This is a genomic window from Lentzea sp. HUAS TT2 (genome assembly GCF_051853195.1).
GTDB lineage: Bacteria > Actinomycetota > Actinomycetes > Mycobacteriales > Pseudonocardiaceae > Lentzea.
Genome location: NZ_CP196667.1, coordinates 6951908 through 6971229, shown reverse-complemented (window position 1 = coordinate 6971229; position 19322 = coordinate 6951908). Strand labels below are relative to the sequence as shown.

Sequence of the window (19322 nt, the reverse complement as noted above, 5' to 3'; positions counted from 1 at the left end):
CCTCTCCATCAATTCCGCGAATGCCACGGAGCCGTTAGGCCCTAGGCGTTCTGCCCATTCGAGGATCAGGCTTGTGCGTCTTCTGTCGGGACGGGAGGGCACGATGACCGAGTCGAACGGCACGGTGACCGGCAGCGGCCAGTTCCGCGTCGGGCCCGAAATCAGAACCGGTGTGATCCAGACGCAGAACCAGGGCGCGAAAGCCGTTCTGCACACCATCGTCGACGGCGAGCCGATGGTCGAGGGCGACATCGTGCTCACCCTCGTGCGGGACGACGAGATCAACCTCGAAGGCGTTTTCATCCCAGGTCAGCAGTTCCGCTGGCCGGGTGGGGTGGTGCCGTTCGAGATCGATCCCGCCCTGCCGGACCAGGCTCGTGTGCACAACGCCATCGCGCATTGGGAACGCAACACCCGCATTCGCCTGGTGCCGAGAAACCCGGCGAACACCGCTCATCGGAACTTCATCCGATTCCAGCCCGGTGGTGGTTGCAGTTCTCCGGTGGGCATGCGCGGAAACCAGCAGAACATCACGCTGGCGGCCGCCTGCGCGACCGGCGCGACCATTCACGAAATCGGGCACAGCGTCGGCCTGTGGCACGAACAGAGCCGCGAGGACCGCAACAACTTCGTGACGATCGACTGGGCGAACATCCAGCAGCAGAACGCCCACAACTTCAACCAGCACATCACCGACGGCGACGACGTCGGCCCGTACGACTACCACTCGATCATGCACTACCCGCGGTGGGCGTTCGCGATCAACACGAGCCGCGACACGATCACGCCGATCCAGAACGTCGAGATCGGCCAGCGCGAGGGGCTCAGTCCCGGCGACTGCGCGGCGGTACGGGCGATGTACGCCGGCCTCGAACCCGCCGCGGTGTTCCGGGGCGTGCAGTTCACCGGTTCCGTCGCGGCCGGCACGACGCGGCGCTGGTTCACGCACAGCTGGCCCGCCCACTGGTACGTGCTGTGGACGGTCGTGCCGACGGCGCCCGCGGTGGACGGCGGCGCGCAGATCGAGTGGACCACGCAGGTCACCCGCCAGTCCGGTGGGCTGCTGAAGTACTTCCTCGCCATCACGAACCTGACCGGCGGCCCCGTGGACATCGAGGCCCGCTACGACGTGCTCGGCTGGTCGCCGAACGCACTCTGAGAGGAGCTGCCATGAGCGCCGACTTCGACGGCGGAGCCGCGCCCGCGTCGCTCGACGACCTGGTCGTCGCCGAGCCCGCCGAACCCGTGGCCGTGCAGGACCAGCCAGAGGCAGAGGACGCCGGTCCCGCGCCCGAACCGGAAAGCTGAAGGGAGAGGTCCACATGCGACTGGGAGTGCAGTTCCGAGGACAGGTGCCCGGCGGGACGTCGCGGCGCTGGTTCACCCACAGCTGGCCGGAGGCCTGGCGGGTCGTGTGGATGGTGGTGCCGACGTGGCCGATGGTCGACGGCGCCGCGCAGATCGAGTGGAAGGTGCAGGTCGACCGGCAGGCCGCCGGGCTGATCAAGTACTTCATCGAGATCCGCAACCTCACCGGCGGCCCCGTCGACATCGAGGCCCGCTTCGCCGTGCTGAACTGACGCGGTGCACGTCACCGGAGTGGTGGTGATCCCCGCCGGCACGCCCGCGTTCGGCCGGGCGGTGCTGCGGGTGCGGCTGCTCGACGTCTTCCTGGCCGACGCGCCCGCGAGCACGAAGGCCGAGCACGTCAGCGAGTTCTCCCGCGACGACACCGCCGAGCAGCGCCTGCCGTTCCACCTCGACGGTGAGGGGCAGGCGCTGAACGTCGCCGCCCACGTGGACGTGAGCGGCGACGGACGCGTTCTTCACGGTGACTTGGTCAGCACCACCGCCGTCGAGGCGTCGGACGACGTGGCCGTCCAGGTGGAGCAGGTGTAGCTCACCGCCGGTAGACGCCGAGCTCGTAGAGCGAGCAGCCCCAGCCGGCGCCGCACTGGGTGGCGTGCAGCCGGACGTAGCGGCCGGTGCCACCGGTCACCGACTGGAGCGGGTGTCGCCGTTGCCGTTGACGGCAGCGGACGCGGGCGTGCCGCCGTTCTCGGACGAGGAGGCGAGCGCGGGTTTGCCCTGGGAGAGCAGCATGGGAGCGGCGTGAGCCGGTAGGACTGCCAGGCCGAACAGCACGGCGATCACCGTGCAGATGGAGCGGACGCGAACCATCGCGCCTCGTGCCACAGGTGGGGATGCAGGAGGAGAGCGCTCTCACAACCCTGCCGCCGAACGTTACGACCACGCGTCGGCGGTGTCAAAGAACCGGTCTTGACACCTCGTGAGGGCTAGCGGGACGCTGTTTGGGAGAGCGCTCTCCAAGCCGGTTCCCCCACGTCGGCAGGAGGACATTGGTGTCCAGAAAACTCAGCGCACTATCGATGACGGCTGCCCTGGTGGCGGCCGTGGTCGTGGTCGCGACCAACTCGGCCCAGGCCGATGACCTGGTCACGCACCACGAGTTCCAGGCGAACTGCTCGGTCACGGCCCATCTCCCGGACGACCCGATCGTCTTCCCGGGACTGCCGGGCGCGTCGCACATGCACACGTTCCTCGGCAATCCCTCGACCAACGCACGCAGCACGAACGACTCGCTCAAGGGCGCCCAGACCAACTGCAGGACGCCCGACGACAAGTCCGCGTACTGGTTCCCGTCGGTCATCAACGGCGACCAGATCGTCCCTCCGAACTTCCCGCAGGTGATCTACTACAAGTCCGGCATCCTGAGGTACCAGGACGTCGTGCCGTTCCCGCCGGGCATGCGGTTCGTGGTCGGCAGCCCCACGGCGACGCAGGAGCAGTTCCGCACCGCGCCCGGCGCGGTCGAGGGCTGGGAATGCGGCGACAGCTTCCACAACTGGGACATCCCCGCCTACTGCACACCGGGCTCGCAGCTCAACGTCCGTTACCAGGCCCCGAGCTGCTGGAACGGCCGCGACCTCGACTCGGCGGACCACAAGTCGCACATGGCCTACCCGGACCGCGCGACCCTCGTGTGCCCGCCCAGCCACCCGGTCGCCGTACCGATGATCGAGTTCAAGATGGCGTTCCCGGTCTCCGGTGACATGTCCCGCGTTCGGCTTTCCAGCGGTCGTGGGTACACCTGGCACTACGACTTCATGAACGCCTGGGACGCTCCGACGCAGGCCGCGCTCGTACGTCACTGCATCAACGGCGGGCTGCAGTGCGACCCGCGCGGGTTCGACCTGTACAAGCCGAACCGGGGCGCCGCACTAGGACCGGACTACCGGTTGCCGCGGTGAGGTTCCTCGCTTCCTGCACCCCAGGGCGGCGCGTGCCCTGGGGTGTTTCCGCGTTGCTGCTGGCGGGATGTGCCGCGCCCACTCCCCCGCCGGCACCGCCGGTGTCCCCGTTCAACGCCACGGACACCGCGTGGGTGCAGCTGATGATCCCGATGAACGAACAGCTCCTGCCGGCACTCGACGCCGCCCCGCCCGCGCTCACCACGTTCGCCGCGCAGCTCAAGGCCTCGCACTCCGACGAACTGGTCCGCCTGCGGCAGCTGCGGGACAGGGCGGGCTTGCCGGACACCAACGTGCACGCGGGTCACCAGATGCCGGGCCTGGTCTCCGAGGCCGATCTGCTGACCATCAGGACGGATCCCTCGGCGCTGGCCAAGAAGCTGCACGAGCACCTGGACCAGACGGCCAAACTCGCTCGCAGTGAACAGGAGAACGGAACGGACGCCGCGACCAAGGAGTTCGCGGCGTCCGTCGAGTCGTCACGCAGGGATCAGCTCAGCAGGCTCGGTCAGGGGTAGTTCACGACGTACCGGACCTGGTTCGCCAGGTCCGCCTGACCGCCCGTGCCGTTGATGACGTTGGCGATCGTGCCCACGCCGCCCAGCGACACCGCCACGAGGTGCGTGAACCGGACTCCCGACCGGTTCGGCGCCTCGAAGCCGTTGTCCGTCACGATGCTCGGATCGGCCTGGTTGAACGCGTAGACACCGACACCGAACGCGTCGTGCGTGGTCACCGAGTCAGCGACCTTGTAGCCGGCCCAGCCTCGCTTGGACCCGTTCATCCACGCGGCCTGGTTCGGCGGGTCGTACGGCAGCTCGTTCTGGTAGAGGTAGACGCGACCGCCGTTGCCGTTCCACACCAGGTTGTGCTGCTGGTAGTGCTCGACGAACAACCCGTACGCGATCACGTTGTCGCCGTTGACGACCACGCCGTTCTGACCGGGGTTCGCCGTCCAGCTCACGCCCGCGCCGTGATCCGCTCGCCACACCCACGTGTGGTCGATGATCGTGTTGCGGCTGTTGACGCGCATGCTGACCGTCGCCTTGCCGGCCTGCGACCCGCCGACGCGCAGGTACACGTCGTGCAGCGAGGTCGGGTTGGCGGCGTGCGACGTGGCGCTGGAGTCACCGATCTCCAGCAGAACCGGGGAGTTCTGCACACCGGCGTCGACCAGGAACCCGGCCAGCTTCACCCCGTCCACATCGGACGTCGTCAGCGCGGCCTTGCCGGTGGTCGGCGTCAGCGTCGCGAGACCCAGGCCCAGTACGACCGTGTTCGGGCGGGTCACCCGGATCGTGTCGTCGAGCTGGTGGATGCCCGGCGTCAGCAGCAGGTGCTTGCCCTGCGTCAGAGCCGCGTTGATCGTGGCGGCCGGGGTGCCAGGCTTGACGATGAAGAAGTCCGCGAGCGACACAGACGTGCCGGGGTTGCCGTTCTCCCAGCTCGTGCCGCGGGAGTTCTGGCGCAGCGCGGGCAGGAAGACGCGGTACTCGCCGGAGTTGTCGAAGTACAGGTACGGCTTCTCGCGCGTCACCGGCGAGGTGTCCACCGTCGTGTGCGACGGGTTCGGGAAGTTGTTCGGCGGCGCACCCTGCGTGCCCGCGAACACCATGTTCCACACCGAACCCGACCAGCCACCGGCCAGGTTGCTGTTGCGCGTCAGGAACTGCTGCTGCGAACCGGAGACGGTCACACCGTCGATCTTGCTGTCCACGATCTGACCACCACTGGCCCAACCGTCGTAGCCGTTCCACAGGTGCGCCTGACCACGCAGGTGCATCCGCCGGTACGCGGTCGCCTGCGAGACCGCCCAGCGCTCGATCTGGTTGGGGGGCAACGTGACCGAGAGGTTCTCCGTGCCGCGCCAGAAGTTCTGCGTGGCGTTGCCGAGGTTGTTCGGGTCGTTGCCCTGCTGCAGCCAGTCGGCCTCGACGCGGATGTGGCCGTTGATGTTCACGTCGTCCGGCATCAGCCCGAGACCGACGATCTGCGTGTAGAACCGCAGGTTCACGTCGGCGTTGTAGCTGCCGGGCTTGAACAGCACGGCGTGCCGTTGCGGGCCGAACTGGTTGGTCTTCATCTGCGTGGCGATGGAGTCGAGCCGCGCCTGCATCTCCGACTGCGACGAGCCGGGGCCGTAGACGTACACGTTCGGGCCGAAGTCCGGGTTGCGCGGGTCCGTCGGCGTGACACCGGGGGTGTCGGGCGTGGTGGTGAAGACTCCGAGCTCCCACAACGAATAGCCGTACCCGGTGCCGCGTTGCGTGCCCAGCACACGGAGATAGCGGCCGGTTCCGTTGACGTCGACCGACTGCGTGCCACCGGTACCGGTCGTGGTCGAGTAGAGGTTGCTCCAGGAGTTCGCGTTCGCCGGGGTGTCGGTCATCTGGACCTGGAACGCCTTGCCGTACGCGCCCTCCCAGCTCAGGGAGACGCGGCAGACCTGCCGGCTGGAGCCGAGGTCGACCTGGAGCCACTGCGGGTCGGAGAACTGCGAGGACCAGCGGGTGCCCGCGTTGCCGTCGACCGCGGCGCTGGCCGGCGTGCCACCGTTCTCCGTGGAGGAGGCGGTCGCGGGGCGGTTGAGAGCGACGTTGGAGGTGCCGCACGCGGCGGCTCCTGCTTGGGAGGTGACGCTGATCGTGGTCACGAGACACAGAGCGGCAGCGGCGAACGCGGCGGCCCTGGACAGGGTTGAGCCCATGATCCTGCCTGACGGGGGAAGGGCTGAAAGCCTTGGACAGGGGCGTGAGAGCGCTCTCCCAAGGGACGTTAACGCCGGGTGTCGAACAGGTCAATCAGGCAGAGGCCCGTAGGACGAGTTCCGGTTCGAAGATGACGGATCTCGGCCGTTGTCCCGGTTTTTCCAGGTCCGCGAGCAACAGGTCGGCCATCTGCGCGGCCATCCGCTCGACCGGTTGCCGGATCGTGGTGAGCTGCGGTCGGCAGGCGAGTGCGGGCGCGCTGTCGTCGAACCCGACCACGGCGACGTCCTCGGGAACGCGCAGCCCGTGCGCCTGCAACACTTCGACGGCCGCCTGCGCCATCAGGTCGTTCGCGGCGAACACGGCGTCGACGTCGGGGCACTCGGTGAGGATCTGCTGCATCGCGGCCGCACCGCTCTCCGCCGTGAAGCCGCCCTCCGCGGTCGGCACGAACGGGAACCCGTGGCGGGCCATGGCGTCGCGGAACCCGGCGTGCCTGTCCTGGCTCGCCAGCACGTCGAGCGGGCCGGAGATCGTGGCGATGTTGTACCGCCCCGACGTCACCAGGTGGTCGGCGGCCAGCCTGCCGCCGGCGCGGTGGTCCATGTCTACGTAGCTCACCGGCATCGGGCTCGCGGGCCGCGCGTAGAGCACCGACGCGACCCCCGCCTCCAGCAGCCGGGCGGGCAGCGGGTCGGCGGGGTGGGTGGACACCAGCAGCGCGCCGTCGGCGCTGCCCTGTCTGAGGAACTCGACGACCTCGGTCCGCGCGGCGTCCGAGTCGGCGAGCATGAGCACCGGGTGCACGCGGTGCGAGCGCAGGAAGTCGACCACGCCGGCCGTCACGCGGCCGAAGAACGGATCGGTGAACACGTCCGATCCCCCGCCGGCGCCGGAGATCACGAGTGCGACCGTGCCGGTGCGCCGGGTGACGAGAGACCGGGCCACGCGGTTGGGCGTGTACCCGGTCTGCTCGATCGCGTTGCGCACCGTCTCCTGGATGTCAGGATCGACGTTGCGCGTGCCGTTGACGACCCGTGACACCGTCGCGCGGGACACGCCCGCGACTCTGGCAACGTCCTCCAACGTGGGTGCGACCTTGCTCATGCATCGGTTGTACCACGATCGGAGAGCGTTCTCCCAACATCAAGAGGTGACGACCACGTCCTTGATCGCACCAGGCCAGTAGTCCACGTTCTGGCCGTTGTACTTGGCACGTCCCACCGCGAGCGCGCCGGTGCTCACGATCGCCGGTCCCGCCGGGGCCGTGGCCACCAGCGCGCCGTCGAGGTAGAGCCGGATCTCGGTGCCCTTCTTCTCCCCCTTGAGCTCGTACCAGCGGCCGATCTCCGGCGTGGTCTCGAACCGGGCGCGGTTGCCTCCCGGCGTGCTGAAGGCGAACGCGCCCTGGCCGTACTGCAGGTAGAAGGGGTTCTCCCGCTCCCTGCCGTCCTGGCTCACCGCGGTGGCGTAGCCGCCCGGCACCTCGTTCAGCCGCACCTTCGCCGACACCGTGTAGTCCTTGGTCGTGTCGACGACCGGGCCGAGGGTCTCCGCCGCGCCGTTGCGGAACTCCAGCGCGCCGTCCTTCCAGGTGGCGCCGGTCGGGGTGAGCGTCAGCGGGTTCTTGCCGGTCGAGTCCTTGGCCGTCGCACCCTTGGTCTCGTTCAGCTTCCACTCCCCGCTGCCCGCGTACGGGTACGGCTTGCCCGCGTTCGCCCCGGCCTCGATGACCTTCCGGTTGATCTCGCGGACCGGACCCGGGTCGACCTTGATGCGCTTGCGGTCGTAGGTCCAGAGCCCGTTGAGCTCGCCCTCGAGGTCGGTGACCTGCGTGTAGACCGACGCGGACATCTCCGCGCGGGCCTGGCCGAGGTAGAACGTGCGGGTGTTGTCGACGTACTTCGCCGTCAGCGCCGCCTTGTCCGCCACACCGCTGTAGATCGCGATCGGCGCGCCCGGCCACTGGTGTCCCGGCGTGCGCAGCGTGAAGCCGCCGTGCTCGCCGTCCATCACGACGCGCTTGCCGTCCGGACGGGCCGGGTCGGTGTTGTTGTAGTCGTGGTGGTCGATGACGTCGCCCTTGCCGCTGTCACCCTTGGAGGCGCAGCAGTTCACGCCGCTGTGGGCGCTGACGACGCGACTCGGGTCGAGCGCCTTGACCTCGTCGGTGATCTGCCCGGTCACGGTGCGGTCCCACTCGCCCCAGCCCTCGTTGAACACGATCCAGGCGTAGATCGACGGGTAGTTCTGGAGCTGGTGCATCAGCTCCTTGCCCTCCTTGACGAACCGCTCCTGCGAGAGGGGGTTGTTGCCGTCCTCCAGCGCCACGAAGTCCTGCCACACCAGCAGTCCGAGCCGGTCCGCGTGGTAGTACCAGCGGGCGGGTTCGGCCTTGATGTGCTTGCGGACGGCGTTGAAGCCGAGGTCCTTCTGCGCCTTCAGGTCGAAGACCAGCGCCTCGTCGCTCGGCGCGGTGTTCAGGCCGTCCGGGTAGAAGCCCTGGTCGAGCTGCATCAGGTTGAAGATCGGCTGGCCGTTGAGCGTCAGCTTCGGGGTGCCGCCGACGTTCGCGATGCCGGTGGAGCGCATGCCGAAGTAGCTCTTGACCTTGTCCTTGCCGAGCGTGATGTCGAGCTGGTAGAGGTACGGGTCGTCCGGCGTCCACAGGTGCGCGTTCGGCACCGGCAGCGTCAGGTTCGAGTTCGCCGGTCCGGTGACCATGCCGACCTGCTTGCCCTTGGCGTCGCGCGCGACCGCGGTGACGGTGGCGTTGCCCGCGGACTTGACGTTGACCTTGAGCGAGCCCGTGGTGAGGTCCGGGGTCGTCTTGATCTCGTCGATGCCCTTGTCCGCGACCGGCTCCAGCCACACGGTCTGCCAGATGCCCGACGACGGCGTGTAGAAGATGCCGCTGGGGTTGGGCGACTGCTTGCCCTTGGGCTGGTTCGGGCCGGTGGTGTCGGTGACCGCGACGACGATCTCCTGCTCACCACGCTGGAGGGCGTCGGTGATGTCCGCGCTGAACGCCGTGTAGCCGCCGGTGTGCTCCGCGACCAGCTTGCCGTTCACCCAGACCTTGGCCTCGTAGTCGACCGCGCCGAAGTTGAGCTTCAGCCGCTGCCCGGAACCGATCTTCCAGTCTTGCGGCACGGACACCGTGCGGCGGTAGAACATGTGGTCCTCGTGCCGTTCGAGCCCGGACAGCTGCGACTCGATCGGGTACGGCACGACGACCTTCTCGCGCAGCTTCTTGCCGAACACCGGCTGCTCGCCGGCCTTGGCTCCCGCGAACTCCCACGGACCGTTGAGGTTGAGCCACTTGTCGCGCTCGAGCTGCGGCCTCGGGTACTCCGGCAACGGGTTGCGCGTGTCGACCTTCTCGCCCCACGGCGTCCTGAGCCGCTCCGTGGAGACGTTGCCGGTCGAACGGGCGGTCTTCTCGACCTTCTTGCCGTCGACCGCGAGCGCGCCGGCGCCGTCGTAGTAGACGCGGACCCGCTGGCCCTTCAGCACGCGCTCGCCCAGCCGGATCGTCGCCTTGTTCCGGTTCGTGGTGATGAGCGAGATCGGGAACGGGGTGGCGTCGACGTCGATGCGCAGGTGGTCCTTGAGGTCGTTCGCGCCCGTGACGCGGCCACCGAAGTCCATGGTGAGGGTGCGGCCGTCCTTGGAGACCTCGGCCGTGCGCGGCACGACCTGGAAGTCGGCGGGCGGCGTGAACGCGGACTCCGGCACGAGCTGCTTCGGCGTGGTCGCGCTCGACCAGCGCAGGAACATGTTGGCGCCGCCGACGTCCTGGAACATCTCCAGCTTGAACGCGTACTGGCGCCCGGCGGTGAGCGTCACCGGCGCGCTGGTCTGCTCGCGGTCCCAGTCGGGCACCCAGTGGTCGATCACCGGCTTGTCGTCGATCAGCAGGCGGAACCCGTTGTCCCCGATGGCGTGGAACGTGTAGTCGCCGGACTGCGGCACCGCGATCTGCCCGGTCCAGCGGGCCGTCGTGTGTTCGGTGCGGCCGTTCAGGAACCCGAAGACGCCGGTCAGGTCACCCTGGTTGATGTCGGCGTCCAGCACGGTGCCACCCAGGGTCGCGAAGTCCCTCGCGCCCGGTGCCGACATGCTGAAGTACTCGCCCTTCAGGCCGTGCACGGGCTCGGCGGCACCCGCGGCGGGCGTGACGGGCGCTATGCCCAACGCCAGCAGCAGAGCGACGAGTACGGGGGCGGCTTTCTTCATCAGTGAAGATCCCCTTCGTTTTTACAACGTTGTAAGAGCGCTCCCATACATGGACGCACACGGTTCGGGCGCCGGGCTACGGCCGTTCGGAGGTATCCGGCATGTCAAACCGGACAAGTTTCCCGAACTCGACCGATTCCGTGACGGCCCGCGTCAGGCCAGACTGTGTGGAATGACGCTGGTCGGTCGACACGAGGCGCTGTCGGTGTACGAGGACGCGCTGCGCCGCGGCGGGGTCGTGGTGGTCAGGGGCGGCGCCGGGACCGGCAAGACCGCCCTGCTGCGCGAGTTCTGCCTGTTCAGCGACGTGACCGTGCTCAGCGCGGCCGGGAGCTACGCCACTCGGAACAGAGCGTTCGGGCTGGTCACACGGCTGCTCGCCGGCTCTGGCCTCGACGCCGCCGAGCGGGTCGTGCTGGTCGTGGACGACGTGCAGTGGGCCGACCCGGAGTCGTTGCGCTGGCTGGCGGAGCAGTCGGCCGTCCTCGTGCTCGCGGTCAGCGAGGGTGCTCCGGGATGGGACTCCCCCGAGGTCGAGGAGGTCCTCTTCGCCGGCACCCACCACGTCCGGCTGGGCGGCCTCGACCTCGACGAGACCAGGGCGATGCTGGGATCGGCGCCCGTCGACGCCGAGGAGTGCTGGCGTGTCACCCAGGGCGTGCCGGCACTGGTGGCGGCGTTCGCCGAGGGAGCGGACGTGGCGTTGCCGACGCGGGTGCGGCTGCGCCGGACGGGTCCGGCGGCGATGGACGTGTTCCTGTGCGTCGCGCTGTTCGGGACGGCACCGGCCGACGTGATCGCACGGTTCTGCGGGCGTTCCGGTGCCGAGGTGTTGGCGGCATGTGCCCAGTTGCGCGCTGCCGGGCTGGTGGAGGACGGGATGTCCGTGGCCCAGCCGATGGTGCGGGAGGCGGTGCTGCGGGGATGTCCGCCCGCGGAGCTGCGGGCGTTGCACGGGCGGGCGGCCAGGTTCCGGCACGACGAGGGTGACGGGCCCGAGGTGGTCGCGGACCACCTGCTGGGCAGCGCGCCGGGAGACGAGTCGTGGGTGGTGGACGTGCTGCTGGCGGCGGCCGGGACCGCGTTGCCCGCCGGGGAGCCGGACCGCGCGGTGGCGTTGCTGAGGCGGGCGCTGGCCGAACGCACGGGCCGCGTCCAGGAGATCTACGCGCTGCTGGCCGAGGCCCAGGTCCGCGGTGACGTCGTCGGCGCCACCCGGACGCTGGCCCGTGCCGTCACGGCCGAGGTGGATCTCGGGCTGTTCAACGTGCTGATGCTCGACGGGCAGCGGGACCAGGCCGCGGCGATCGCGCGGCGGGCCGGCGAGGGCCGTGAACGGATGCTGGCCCGGCTGGCGTGGCTGCCTTCTGACGTGCCGGAGTCGTTGGTGGTGACCGAGGACTCGCTGATGTCGGCGGTCGGGGCGATGAGCCACGCGCTCGCCGGAAGATCACGCGAGGCGGTGCTGGACGTCGTCACCGAGCTGTCCGACCGGGCTCCGGTGGACGTCGACGTGATGTTCGCCAGGGTGATCTCCACGGACGTGCTGGTGCTCGCGGGTCAGCTGTCGAGCGCACTGCAGTCGTGTGATCCGGTCGTGCGGGCCGCCGAGTCGCTGGGGCACTGGCCGGCGCTGGCGTACGCGTTGTCCTCACGGGCGCAGATCCAGCACCGGATGGGCCTGCTCGGCGCGGCGGAACGGGATGCCGCGCGGGCGTTGGAGATCGCGGTCGGATGCGGCATGGACCGCACCGGACGAGCCGTGCGCACGATCATCGCCATCCTCGTGGAGCTCGCGCTCGACCGCGGTGATCCTGTTGCCGCGGCGGAGCTCCTGACAGCGCAGCAGCCGGTCACCAGCGAGATCGCGGAGCCCGGCGGCGAGGCGCTGCTGTTCGCCAGGGCACGGCTGCGGGCGGCCACCGGCGACGTCCGCCGAGCGTGCGGTGACCTGGTGCGGTGCGGAGAGTTGTTGGCGGCCATGGGGGTGCGCAACCCGGCGGCCGTGCCGTGGCGGGCTGAGCTGGCCCGGTTGCGGTCACCGGAGCTCTTCGACGAGGAGATCACGCTGGCGCGGGAGTGGGGTGCGCCCGCGACCGTGGGCCGAGCGCTGCTGGCGGCGGGGCGCGACGAGGCGGTCGACGTGCTCACTGGCACCGAGGACGCGTATCTCCTGGCCCAGGCCTTGCTGCAGCGCGGAGTTCAGCTGCCGGAACGCGGTGACGTCGCGGGCGCCCGGCGGGAGTTGCGGCGTGCGCACGAGATCGCGGACGGACTCGACTGCGAGCACCTGGTGTCGCGCATCCGGGCCGAGATCATCGCGGTCGGCGGCAGGCCGCCGAAACGCAGGCCGTCGGGAGTGAAGGCCATGACGGAGGCCGAGATCCGGGTCGCCCGGCTGGTCGCGCTGGGGCACAAGAACCGCGAGATCGCGCAGGAGCTGTTCGTGCTCGAACGGACCGTCGAGGTGCACCTGACCAGGGTCTACCGCAAGCTCGGCATCGAGGGGCGGGCGCAGCTGGTGACCCTGCTCAACGCTGAGCAGGGTGTGGTCGTCTGAGCTCCCCCGACACCTCCAGGCCACGACCTGCCCACCGCACGGACCGCAGATCCGGCACGACGACGGGCGCGGGCGTGTGCAGGGCGCTGACCCCGACGCCGATCACGGCAGCGGGTTCGGCGGCGAGACCCGCGGCGACCCCGTTGACGCTGTCCTCGAAGACCACGCACTCCCCGATCGGCAGGCCGAGCCTGGCCGCCGCGCGCAGATATCCCTCGGGACTGGGCTTGCCCTGCGTCACGTCCTCGCTGCTGATGACCACCGCCGGCGCCGGCATCCCCGCCGCGGCCAGCCGTGCGCTGAGCAGACCCGGTGAGGCGGACGTGACGACAGCCCAGTTGCCCGGCAACGACTCCAGCAGCTCACGGGCTCCCGGGATCGGGTCCGTGGACTCCGCGTCGGCGATCTCGATGGCGTCGATGCGCCGCAACGCGTGGGCGTGCACGACGGCGGGCACGTGCAGCCGCACGGTGTCCGCCGAACGCCGGCCGTGCATGCCGCGCAGCACCTGGTCGGGATCGACGCCGAACTCGTGCGCCCACTGCGTCCACGCGCGTTCGGCGGCGACCGTCGAGTCGACCAGCACCCCGTCCATGTCGAACAGCGCACCCCGGCAGGACAGGTTCATCGCTCTCCTCACCACGCCGGCAACGTCGCCCTGATCGAATCATGGACGTCGCGCAGCCGCCGCCCGGACCGCGCGTTCCCCGCCGCCACCACCTCCGCGAGGATCGACAGCGCGGTCTCGGCGAGCGACGCACCGCCCAGGTCGAGCCCGGCCGGACCGCACAACCGCTCCACGCCGGGCACTCCCTTCAGCCGCCGCAGCCGCTGGGCGTGCGTCGCCCTGCTGCCCAGCGCCGCGACGTGCCCTGCCCCGCTCGCCAGCGCGGCGCGGATCGCCCGGTCGTCGATGCGCGGGTCGTGCGTGAGCGTCACGACGGCGTCCCCCACCCCGAGCGAGGTGATCCACTCGTCCGGCCACGCGCGGATCACCTCGCAGGACCCCGGAAACGCGCCGGAGCCGACGTGGCCAGGACGCGGGTCGACGATGATCACCTTGTGGTGCAACGACTCCGCCATCGCGGCCACGCACGCGGCGAGGTCCGTGGCGCCGACCAGCACCAAGGTGTTCCGTCCCGGCAGCTCCTCGACGAACGCCGGGCCGTCGCCGGGTGGTGTTCCCACAGACCAGGTGTACGGCGGCGTGAGCTCGATCCGCACCGACAGCGGCCTGTCCCCCGTCACCGCCGCGGTGATCGCCGATCGCACCGGCTCGCCGGGCGCGTGCGTGAGCAGCACCGTCAGCTCTCCGGCGCACGCGGGAGTCTCCTCCCACGGCATGAGGTGCGCGCCCGGCGACACGACGGCGACCTGGGGTGCCTCGCCGTCGAGCACGGCACGGGCTGCGTCGAGCACCATCCCCTCGACGCAGCCACCGGACACCGAACCGCGCCACGTGCCGTCCGCGGCGACCGCCATGGTGGCGCCGAGCGGGCGCGCACCCGGACCGTCGCGATCGACGAGCCGAGCGAGCACCACCGGCTCGTTCTCCTTGTGCACCACGAACGGCCACACCTCGCGCAGCACGATCAGCCCTCGATCACGCGGTCGAGCGTGATCGGCAGCCGGCGCTGGCGCTTGCCCGTCGCGTGCCACACGGCGTTCGCGACGGCCGCGGCGACCGCCACCGTGCCGATCTCGCCGGGTCCCTTGAGCCCCAGCGGGTTGTCCGGCTCGTAGTCGGCCACGAAGTCGGCGTCGATGTACGGCACGTCCGCGTTCGCCGCGAAGTGGTAGCCGGCGAAGTCCGCGTTCACCTGCCTGCCCGTCACCTCGTCGCGCACGACCTGTTCGTGCAGCGCCATGGACAGGCCCATGATCATGCCGCCGACCAGCTGGCTGCGCACCATCAGCGGGTTCACCACCCGGCCGACCGCGAACCGCCCGACCAGCCTGCGCACCCGCACCTCGCCGGTCGCCGGATCGACCGCCACCTCGGCGAAGATCGCGCTGTAGGCGTGCCGTTCGCGAGGAGGCAGGCTGAAGATCTCGTTCGTCGTGTCGGAGGTGACCGAGACCGGCAGCGGAGGCTTGCCCTCCAGCTCCTTGAGCAGCTGCCTGGCCGCCGACGAGATCGCCCAGGACCACGACGTGGTGCCGAGCGAACCTCCCGCGCCCCAGGCCGGTCCGAGCGCGCTGTCGCCGATCTTGAGCCGGATCTTGGAGCGGTCGACGCGCAGGACGTCGGCGGAGATCGCGGTCAACGCCGTGCGCGCGCCGGTGCCGATGTCCATCGCCGCGATCGCGACGGTGAACGTGCCGTCCCTCTCCGCGGTGATCGTCGCCGACGACGGGAAGGCCGTGGTGAGGAACGAGGTTCCCGCCATCCCGGTGCCGATCAGCAGTGGACCTTCGCGGCGTCGTCGAGGCCGGTGGTCACGGCCCGCCCAGCCGAACCGCCGCGCGCCCTCCTCGACGCAGCGCAGGAAGTTGCGGCTGGTGAACGGATGCCCGCTCACCGGACCGACCTCCGGCTCGTTGCGGCGGCGCAGGTCGAGCGGGTCGATGCGCAGCCGTTCGGCCAGTTCGTCCATCGCGGACTCCAGCGCGAACGAACCGGGCGCGGTGCCGGGTGCGCGCAGCGAGTTCGGCGGCAGGATGTGCAGCGGCACCACGTTGATCCTGGTGCGGATGGCGTCGGCGGCGTAGAGGACCTTGGCGACCTCGACGCAGTTCTCGATGTACTCGGCCTTCACCGAGAGCTCGAACGCGGCCTCGTGCCCGATCGCCCGCAGCCTGCCGTCGCTGGTCGCCCCGAGCCGGACGCGCTGCTCGGTCGCGGCCCGCGCGGACGTCGTCAGGAACACCTCCTCCCTGGTCAGGGCCACCCGGACCGGCCGCTGGAAGAGCATCGCGGCCATGGTCGCGAGGATCAGCTGCGGCCCCACCCCCGTCTTGCCGCCGAACCCGCCGCCGAGCTGTTCCGCCTCGACGCGCACGTCGGTCAGCGGCTTGTCGAACAGCACCGACAGCACCTGGGCCACGCCGAACGGGGCCTGGTCGGTGTCGTACGCGCGGATCTTGCCGTTCTCCAGCCACACCGTCGCCGCGTGCGGTTCCATCGCGCAGGCGGACTCCGGCGGCGTGAAGTACCGCTCGTCCACGGTGACGGCGGACCGGGCCAGCTCGGCGTCGAGATCACCCTTGTTCGCATCAGGTCCGAACGAGGGCAGCGCGGGCCGCAGCGACGGATGCCCCGCCGAGAAGCCGATGTCGTGCGGCTGCTCCACATAGGACACCCGCAGCCGTTCGGCACCCGCCCTCGCCTGCTCCGGTGTCGCCGCGACGACGAGCGCGACCGGCCAGCCGCCGTGCTCGATCACGTCGTTCTGCAGCAGCAGGAACTGCCCGTCCGGGCCGAAGAACGGCGAGCCCGCCTCGGGGTTGAGGCGCGGCGCGTTGCGGTGGTCGAGGACGCCGATCACGCCCGGCGACGCGAGGGTCGCGCTCGTGTCGATCGCGGTGATCCGGCCTCGGGTGATCGTGGACGTCACCAGCGCACCGTGCGCCATGCCCTCGACCGGGATGTCGGCGGTGTAGCGGGCCCGGCCGCGCAGCTTGTCCCTGCCCTCGACCCTGGTCCACGACGAGCCGATCGCCTCGGCGGACGCGGCCTGCGCGGCCCCGCCGAGCGGAACGGACGCCGCCGTGGCACCGAGGCCCATGCCCTTGAGCACCTGTCGGCGCGTTGTCATCGGGTCGCTCCTATCGGGTCAGGTCGGTCAGCACGGCCTGGACGAGGTTGCGCGCGAGCGGCACCTTGTAGCCGTTGTGCGGCAACGGGGTCGCGGCGGACAGCTCGGCTTCCGCGGCGGCGCGGAACCGCTCGGGCGTGGCCGGGCCGCCGAGCAGCCGTTCCTCGGCGATCCGCGCCCGCCACGGGTGCGAGGCGACGCCGCCGAGCGCGAGGCGGACCCCGCGCACCTTGCCGAGCCGGACCGTCAGGTCCGCGGCCACCGAGACGTTCGCGAAGGCGTAGGACGCTCGCTCGCGGACCTTGCGATACCTCGACCGGCGGCCTTCCGCGTTGTGCGGCAACGTGACCGAGGTGATCAACGCCCCGGCGGGCAGCGCGGTCTCGACGTCCGGGGTGTCCCCGACCGGCAGGAAGAACCGCGCGATCGGGATCTCGCCCTTGCCGGTCAGCGTCTCGTACTGCACGACCGCGTCGAACAGCATCATGGCGACGGCCATGTCCGACGGGTTCGTCGCGACGCAGCTCGGTGACGTGCCGAGGATCGCGTGGTTGTGGTGCTCGCCTTCGACAGCCGCGCACCCGCTGCCCGGAACGCGTTTGTTGCACGCGGAGGCGAGGTCGGCGAAGTAGGCACATCTCGTGCGCTGCAACAGGTTTCCCGCTGTCGTCGCCATGTTGCGCAGCTGACCGGAGGCGCCGGCCAGCACCGCCTGGGACAGCGCGGGATAGCGGCGGCGGATCTCGGGATGCGCCGCCGTCTCGCTGTTCGTGGTCGTCGCGCCGATGACCAGGTCACCGTTGCGCGCCTCGCTGATGCCGCCCAGCGGCAACGCGCGCACGTCGACCAGCCGGGCGGGTGACTCGACGCCGCGTTTCATCAGGTCGACGAGGTTCGTGCCGCCGGCCAGGAACTTCGTGTCCGCCTCGGCGACGGACTTCAGCGCGTCATGCACGGCGGTCGCCTTGCGGTAGGCGAACTCCTTCATCGCTTGGCCCCTTCCCGTTCGGCCGCGTCGAGCACGGCCCGCACGATCGACGGGTAGGCGCCGCAACGGCAGAGGTTGCCGCTCATCCGCTCGCGCACCTCGTCGGCGTCGAGCCGGCACCGGTGGTCCGGCGACACGTCGGACGTGACCGCGCTCGGCCAGCCCGCGCGGTGTTCGGCCAGCACGCCGACCGCCGAGCAGAGCTGCCCCGGCGTGCAGAACCCGCACTGGAAGCCGTCCAGCCGCAGGAAGGCCTCCTGCACCGGCCGCAGCTCGTCGTCCGCCGAGAGTCCCTCGACCGTGGTGACCTGGGCTCCGTCGGCGGCGACCGCGAGCGTCAGGCACGACACCACGCGCTTGCCGTCCAGCAGCACCGTGCACGCGCCGCACTGGCCGAGGTCGCACCCCTTCTTGGGGCCGGTGTGCGCCGTGTCCTCGCGCAACGCGTCGAGCAACGACCTGCGGTTGTCGACGTCGAGCCGGTGGGTCTTTCCGTTGACCTTCAACGAGATCTCGCTGCGAGTGGCGTCAGTCATCGCCCTCCCCTTCGACAGGTTCGATCGAAGCAGCGAGCGGGAGTCACGAGGTGATCGATGCTCTCGCGCTCTTGCCTGATCGTGGCGAGTTCCTCACGGCGCCGCAGTCACGGGCAAGGCGATGGCGAAGGTTGTTCGGTAGACGTTTCGGGTGCGCGTCTCAGCGGGCGGGGCCGGTCGAGCCCCTCTCCACGAGGCGGACGTCCAGGGTCGCGGGTGCCGGTGGCTCCTCGTCGCGTTCGATCTCGCCGATCAGCATCGCCACGGCCGTCGCGGCCTTCGCCGGGAGGTCCTGCGCGATCGTGGTCAGCGTCGGCCGGACGTAGCGGCACAGGTCCAGGTCGTCGAAGCCCATCACCGACACGTCGTCCGGCACGCGCGCCCCGGTCTCCTGCAACCCGGCCACGACGCCGATCGCGAGGATGTCGGCGGTGGCGAACACGGCCGTGGCCGAAGGGTGGTCCGTGCGCAGGCGGCGGCCCAGCGCGACACCGTCGTCGTAGGTGGTGTTGGCCGCCTCCACCGCGCACTCGCCGCCGAGAGCCTCCTTGAAGCCCTGGAAGCGTTGCCACACAACGCCTTGACCTGCGAACCGCGGACCGGCGAAGACGACGTCGACGTGCCCCAGCGCCCTGAGGTGCTCGGCGGCCAGGCGGCCACCGGTGGCGTCGTCGGTGCGCACGCCCCTGGTCACCGGGTTGTCCGCGTAGCTGTCCACCGCCACGATCCGGGTGCGGCCCGCCGAGCTCGCGGTGAACGTGGCGATCTCCTCGTCGAGGAACCCGAGCAGCAGCGCGCCGTCGAGGTTCCACGCCCGCAACGCCTCCGCGACCTCGCCGGGACGGGCGATGCCGCGCAGCAGCACGTCGTAGGCGCGCTTGCGCAGCTCCCGTTCCAGCTGGCCGATGATCGCGACGTTGTGCGGGCTGATCGTCAGGCTCTCCTCGTCGGCCGCCGGCACCAGCACGCCGACCATCCGCGACGACTTCGCGGCGAGGCTGCGCGCCGAGTGACTGGGCACGTACCCCAGCTCCACGACGATCCGCTGGATGCGCTCGATCGTCGCGGGAGAGACCCTCGCGCTGTTGCCGTTGATGACGTTCGAGACCGTCATCATGCTGACTCCCGCCCGCTGGGCGATGTCCTTCAACGTGACCCGCACGCTCGCGTTCCCGCCTTCCCCACTCGGCCGATGCCCGGTTGACAGCATGGCACGGGTCACATTACCGTCATTTCAGGTTGAGCGCTAAACCTGCTTTCA

17 protein-coding genes are annotated in these 19322 nt (G+C 70.2%); 7 read left to right on the top strand and 10 right to left on the bottom strand.

Translation table 11 applies throughout. The features are described from left to right. Window positions 1-103 precede the first annotated feature (103 nt). From ACSHWB_RS33545 to ACSHWB_RS33530, 4 genes are read left to right on the top strand one after another with little or no spacing between them, the layout of a single operon-like run. Window positions 104-1159: a M12 family metallopeptidase gene (locus ACSHWB_RS33545; RefSeq protein ID WP_439657296.1), complete on the top strand. Its 1056-nt coding sequence runs from the start codon at window positions 104-106 to the stop codon at window positions 1157-1159. Between the two features lie 11 nt (window positions 1160-1170). Further along, window positions 1171-1308 (top strand): hypothetical protein, encoded by a 138-nt coding sequence (locus ACSHWB_RS33540; RefSeq protein WP_439657295.1) that lies wholly within the window; start codon window positions 1171-1173, stop codon window positions 1306-1308. 14 nt (window positions 1309-1322) lie between these two features. Further along, the gene (locus ACSHWB_RS33535; protein WP_439657294.1) at window positions 1323-1580 is read left to right on the top strand and encodes a hypothetical protein; all 258 of its coding nucleotides are present in this window, start codon (window positions 1323-1325) and stop codon (window positions 1578-1580) included. 4 nt (window positions 1581-1584) lie between these two features. After that, entirely contained in the window at window positions 1585-1899 is a 315-nt protein-coding gene (locus tag ACSHWB_RS33530) for a hypothetical protein (protein ID WP_439657293.1), read from the top strand. Window positions 1900-1995: 96 nt separating this feature from the next. Here ACSHWB_RS33530 and ACSHWB_RS33525 read toward each other — a convergent pair whose 3' ends face one another. Then, a complete protein-coding gene (locus tag ACSHWB_RS33525) occupies window positions 1996-2181 on the bottom strand; it encodes a hypothetical protein (protein WP_439657292.1) in 186 nt (61 codons plus the stop codon). A 209-nt stretch (window positions 2182-2390) separates the two neighbouring features. Between ACSHWB_RS33525 and ACSHWB_RS33520 the strand changes: the two genes are divergently transcribed. Both ACSHWB_RS33520 and ACSHWB_RS33515 read left to right on the top strand, forming a co-directional pair. Next, window positions 2391-3272 (top strand): DUF1996 domain-containing protein, encoded by an 882-nt coding sequence (locus ACSHWB_RS33520; protein ID WP_439657291.1) that lies wholly within the window; start codon window positions 2391-2393, stop codon window positions 3270-3272. A 32-nt stretch (window positions 3273-3304) separates the two neighbouring features. After that, on the top strand, window positions 3305-3790 hold the full coding sequence (locus ACSHWB_RS33515; protein WP_439657290.1) for a DUF305 domain-containing protein: 486 nt from the start codon (window positions 3305-3307) through the stop codon (window positions 3788-3790). Here the strand turns inward: ACSHWB_RS33515 and ACSHWB_RS33510 are convergent. The 3 genes from ACSHWB_RS33510 to ACSHWB_RS33500 all read right to left on the bottom strand — a co-directional run bounded on the left by ACSHWB_RS33510 (window position 3781) and on the right by ACSHWB_RS33500 (window position 10219). Continuing rightward, complete coding sequence (locus ACSHWB_RS33510; RefSeq protein ID WP_439657289.1) at window positions 3781-5979, bottom strand: discoidin domain-containing protein; 2199 nt, start codon at window positions 5977-5979, stop codon at window positions 3781-3783. The genes ACSHWB_RS33515 and ACSHWB_RS33510 overlap by 10 nt on opposite strands. Before the next feature lie 94 nt (window positions 5980-6073). After that, window positions 6074-7087, bottom strand: coding sequence for a LacI family DNA-binding transcriptional regulator (locus ACSHWB_RS33505; RefSeq protein ID WP_439657288.1), 1014 nt, complete (start codon window positions 7085-7087; stop codon window positions 6074-6076). Window positions 7088-7126: 39 nt separating this feature from the next. Continuing rightward, window positions 7127-10219, bottom strand: coding sequence for a PA14 domain-containing protein (locus tag ACSHWB_RS33500; RefSeq protein ID WP_439657287.1), 3093 nt, complete (start codon window positions 10217-10219; stop codon window positions 7127-7129). 172 nt (window positions 10220-10391) lie between these two features. Between ACSHWB_RS33500 and ACSHWB_RS33495 the strand changes: the two genes are divergently transcribed. Then, complete coding sequence (locus ACSHWB_RS33495; RefSeq protein WP_439657286.1) at window positions 10392-12779, top strand: LuxR C-terminal-related transcriptional regulator; 2388 nt, start codon at window positions 10392-10394, stop codon at window positions 12777-12779. Here ACSHWB_RS33495 and ACSHWB_RS33490 read toward each other — a convergent pair. The 6 genes from ACSHWB_RS33490 to ACSHWB_RS33465 form a co-directional block, all read right to left on the bottom strand. Next, on the bottom strand, window positions 12751-13407 hold the full coding sequence (locus ACSHWB_RS33490; protein WP_439657285.1) for an HAD-IA family hydrolase: 657 nt from the start codon (window positions 13405-13407) through the stop codon (window positions 12751-12753). The genes ACSHWB_RS33495 and ACSHWB_RS33490 overlap by 29 nt on opposite strands. Before the next feature lie 8 nt (window positions 13408-13415). Continuing rightward, entirely contained in the window at window positions 13416-14369 is a 954-nt protein-coding gene (locus ACSHWB_RS33485; RefSeq protein ID WP_439657284.1) for an XdhC family protein, read from the bottom strand. 2 nt (window positions 14370-14371) lie between these two features. Continuing rightward, window positions 14372-16537: a xanthine dehydrogenase family protein molybdopterin-binding subunit gene (locus ACSHWB_RS33480; protein WP_439657283.1), complete on the bottom strand. Its 2166-nt coding sequence runs from the start codon at window positions 16535-16537 to the stop codon at window positions 14372-14374. 10 nt (window positions 16538-16547) lie between these two features. After that, window positions 16548-17525: an FAD binding domain-containing protein gene (locus tag ACSHWB_RS33475; RefSeq protein ID WP_439657282.1), complete on the bottom strand. Its 978-nt coding sequence runs from the start codon at window positions 17523-17525 to the stop codon at window positions 16548-16550. Next, window positions 17522-18061, bottom strand: a complete 540-nt coding sequence (locus ACSHWB_RS33470; protein ID WP_439657281.1) for a (2Fe-2S)-binding protein — start codon at window positions 18059-18061, stop codon at window positions 17522-17524. Before ACSHWB_RS33470 ends, ACSHWB_RS33475 begins: the two co-directional genes overlap by 4 nt. Before the next feature lie 160 nt (window positions 18062-18221). Continuing rightward, window positions 18222-19223 carry a LacI family DNA-binding transcriptional regulator gene (locus ACSHWB_RS33465; RefSeq protein WP_439657280.1) on the bottom strand — a complete coding sequence of 334 codons (1002 nt, stop codon included), beginning with the start codon at window positions 19221-19223 and terminating at the stop codon, window positions 18222-18224. Window positions 19224-19322: the final 99 nt, after the last annotated feature.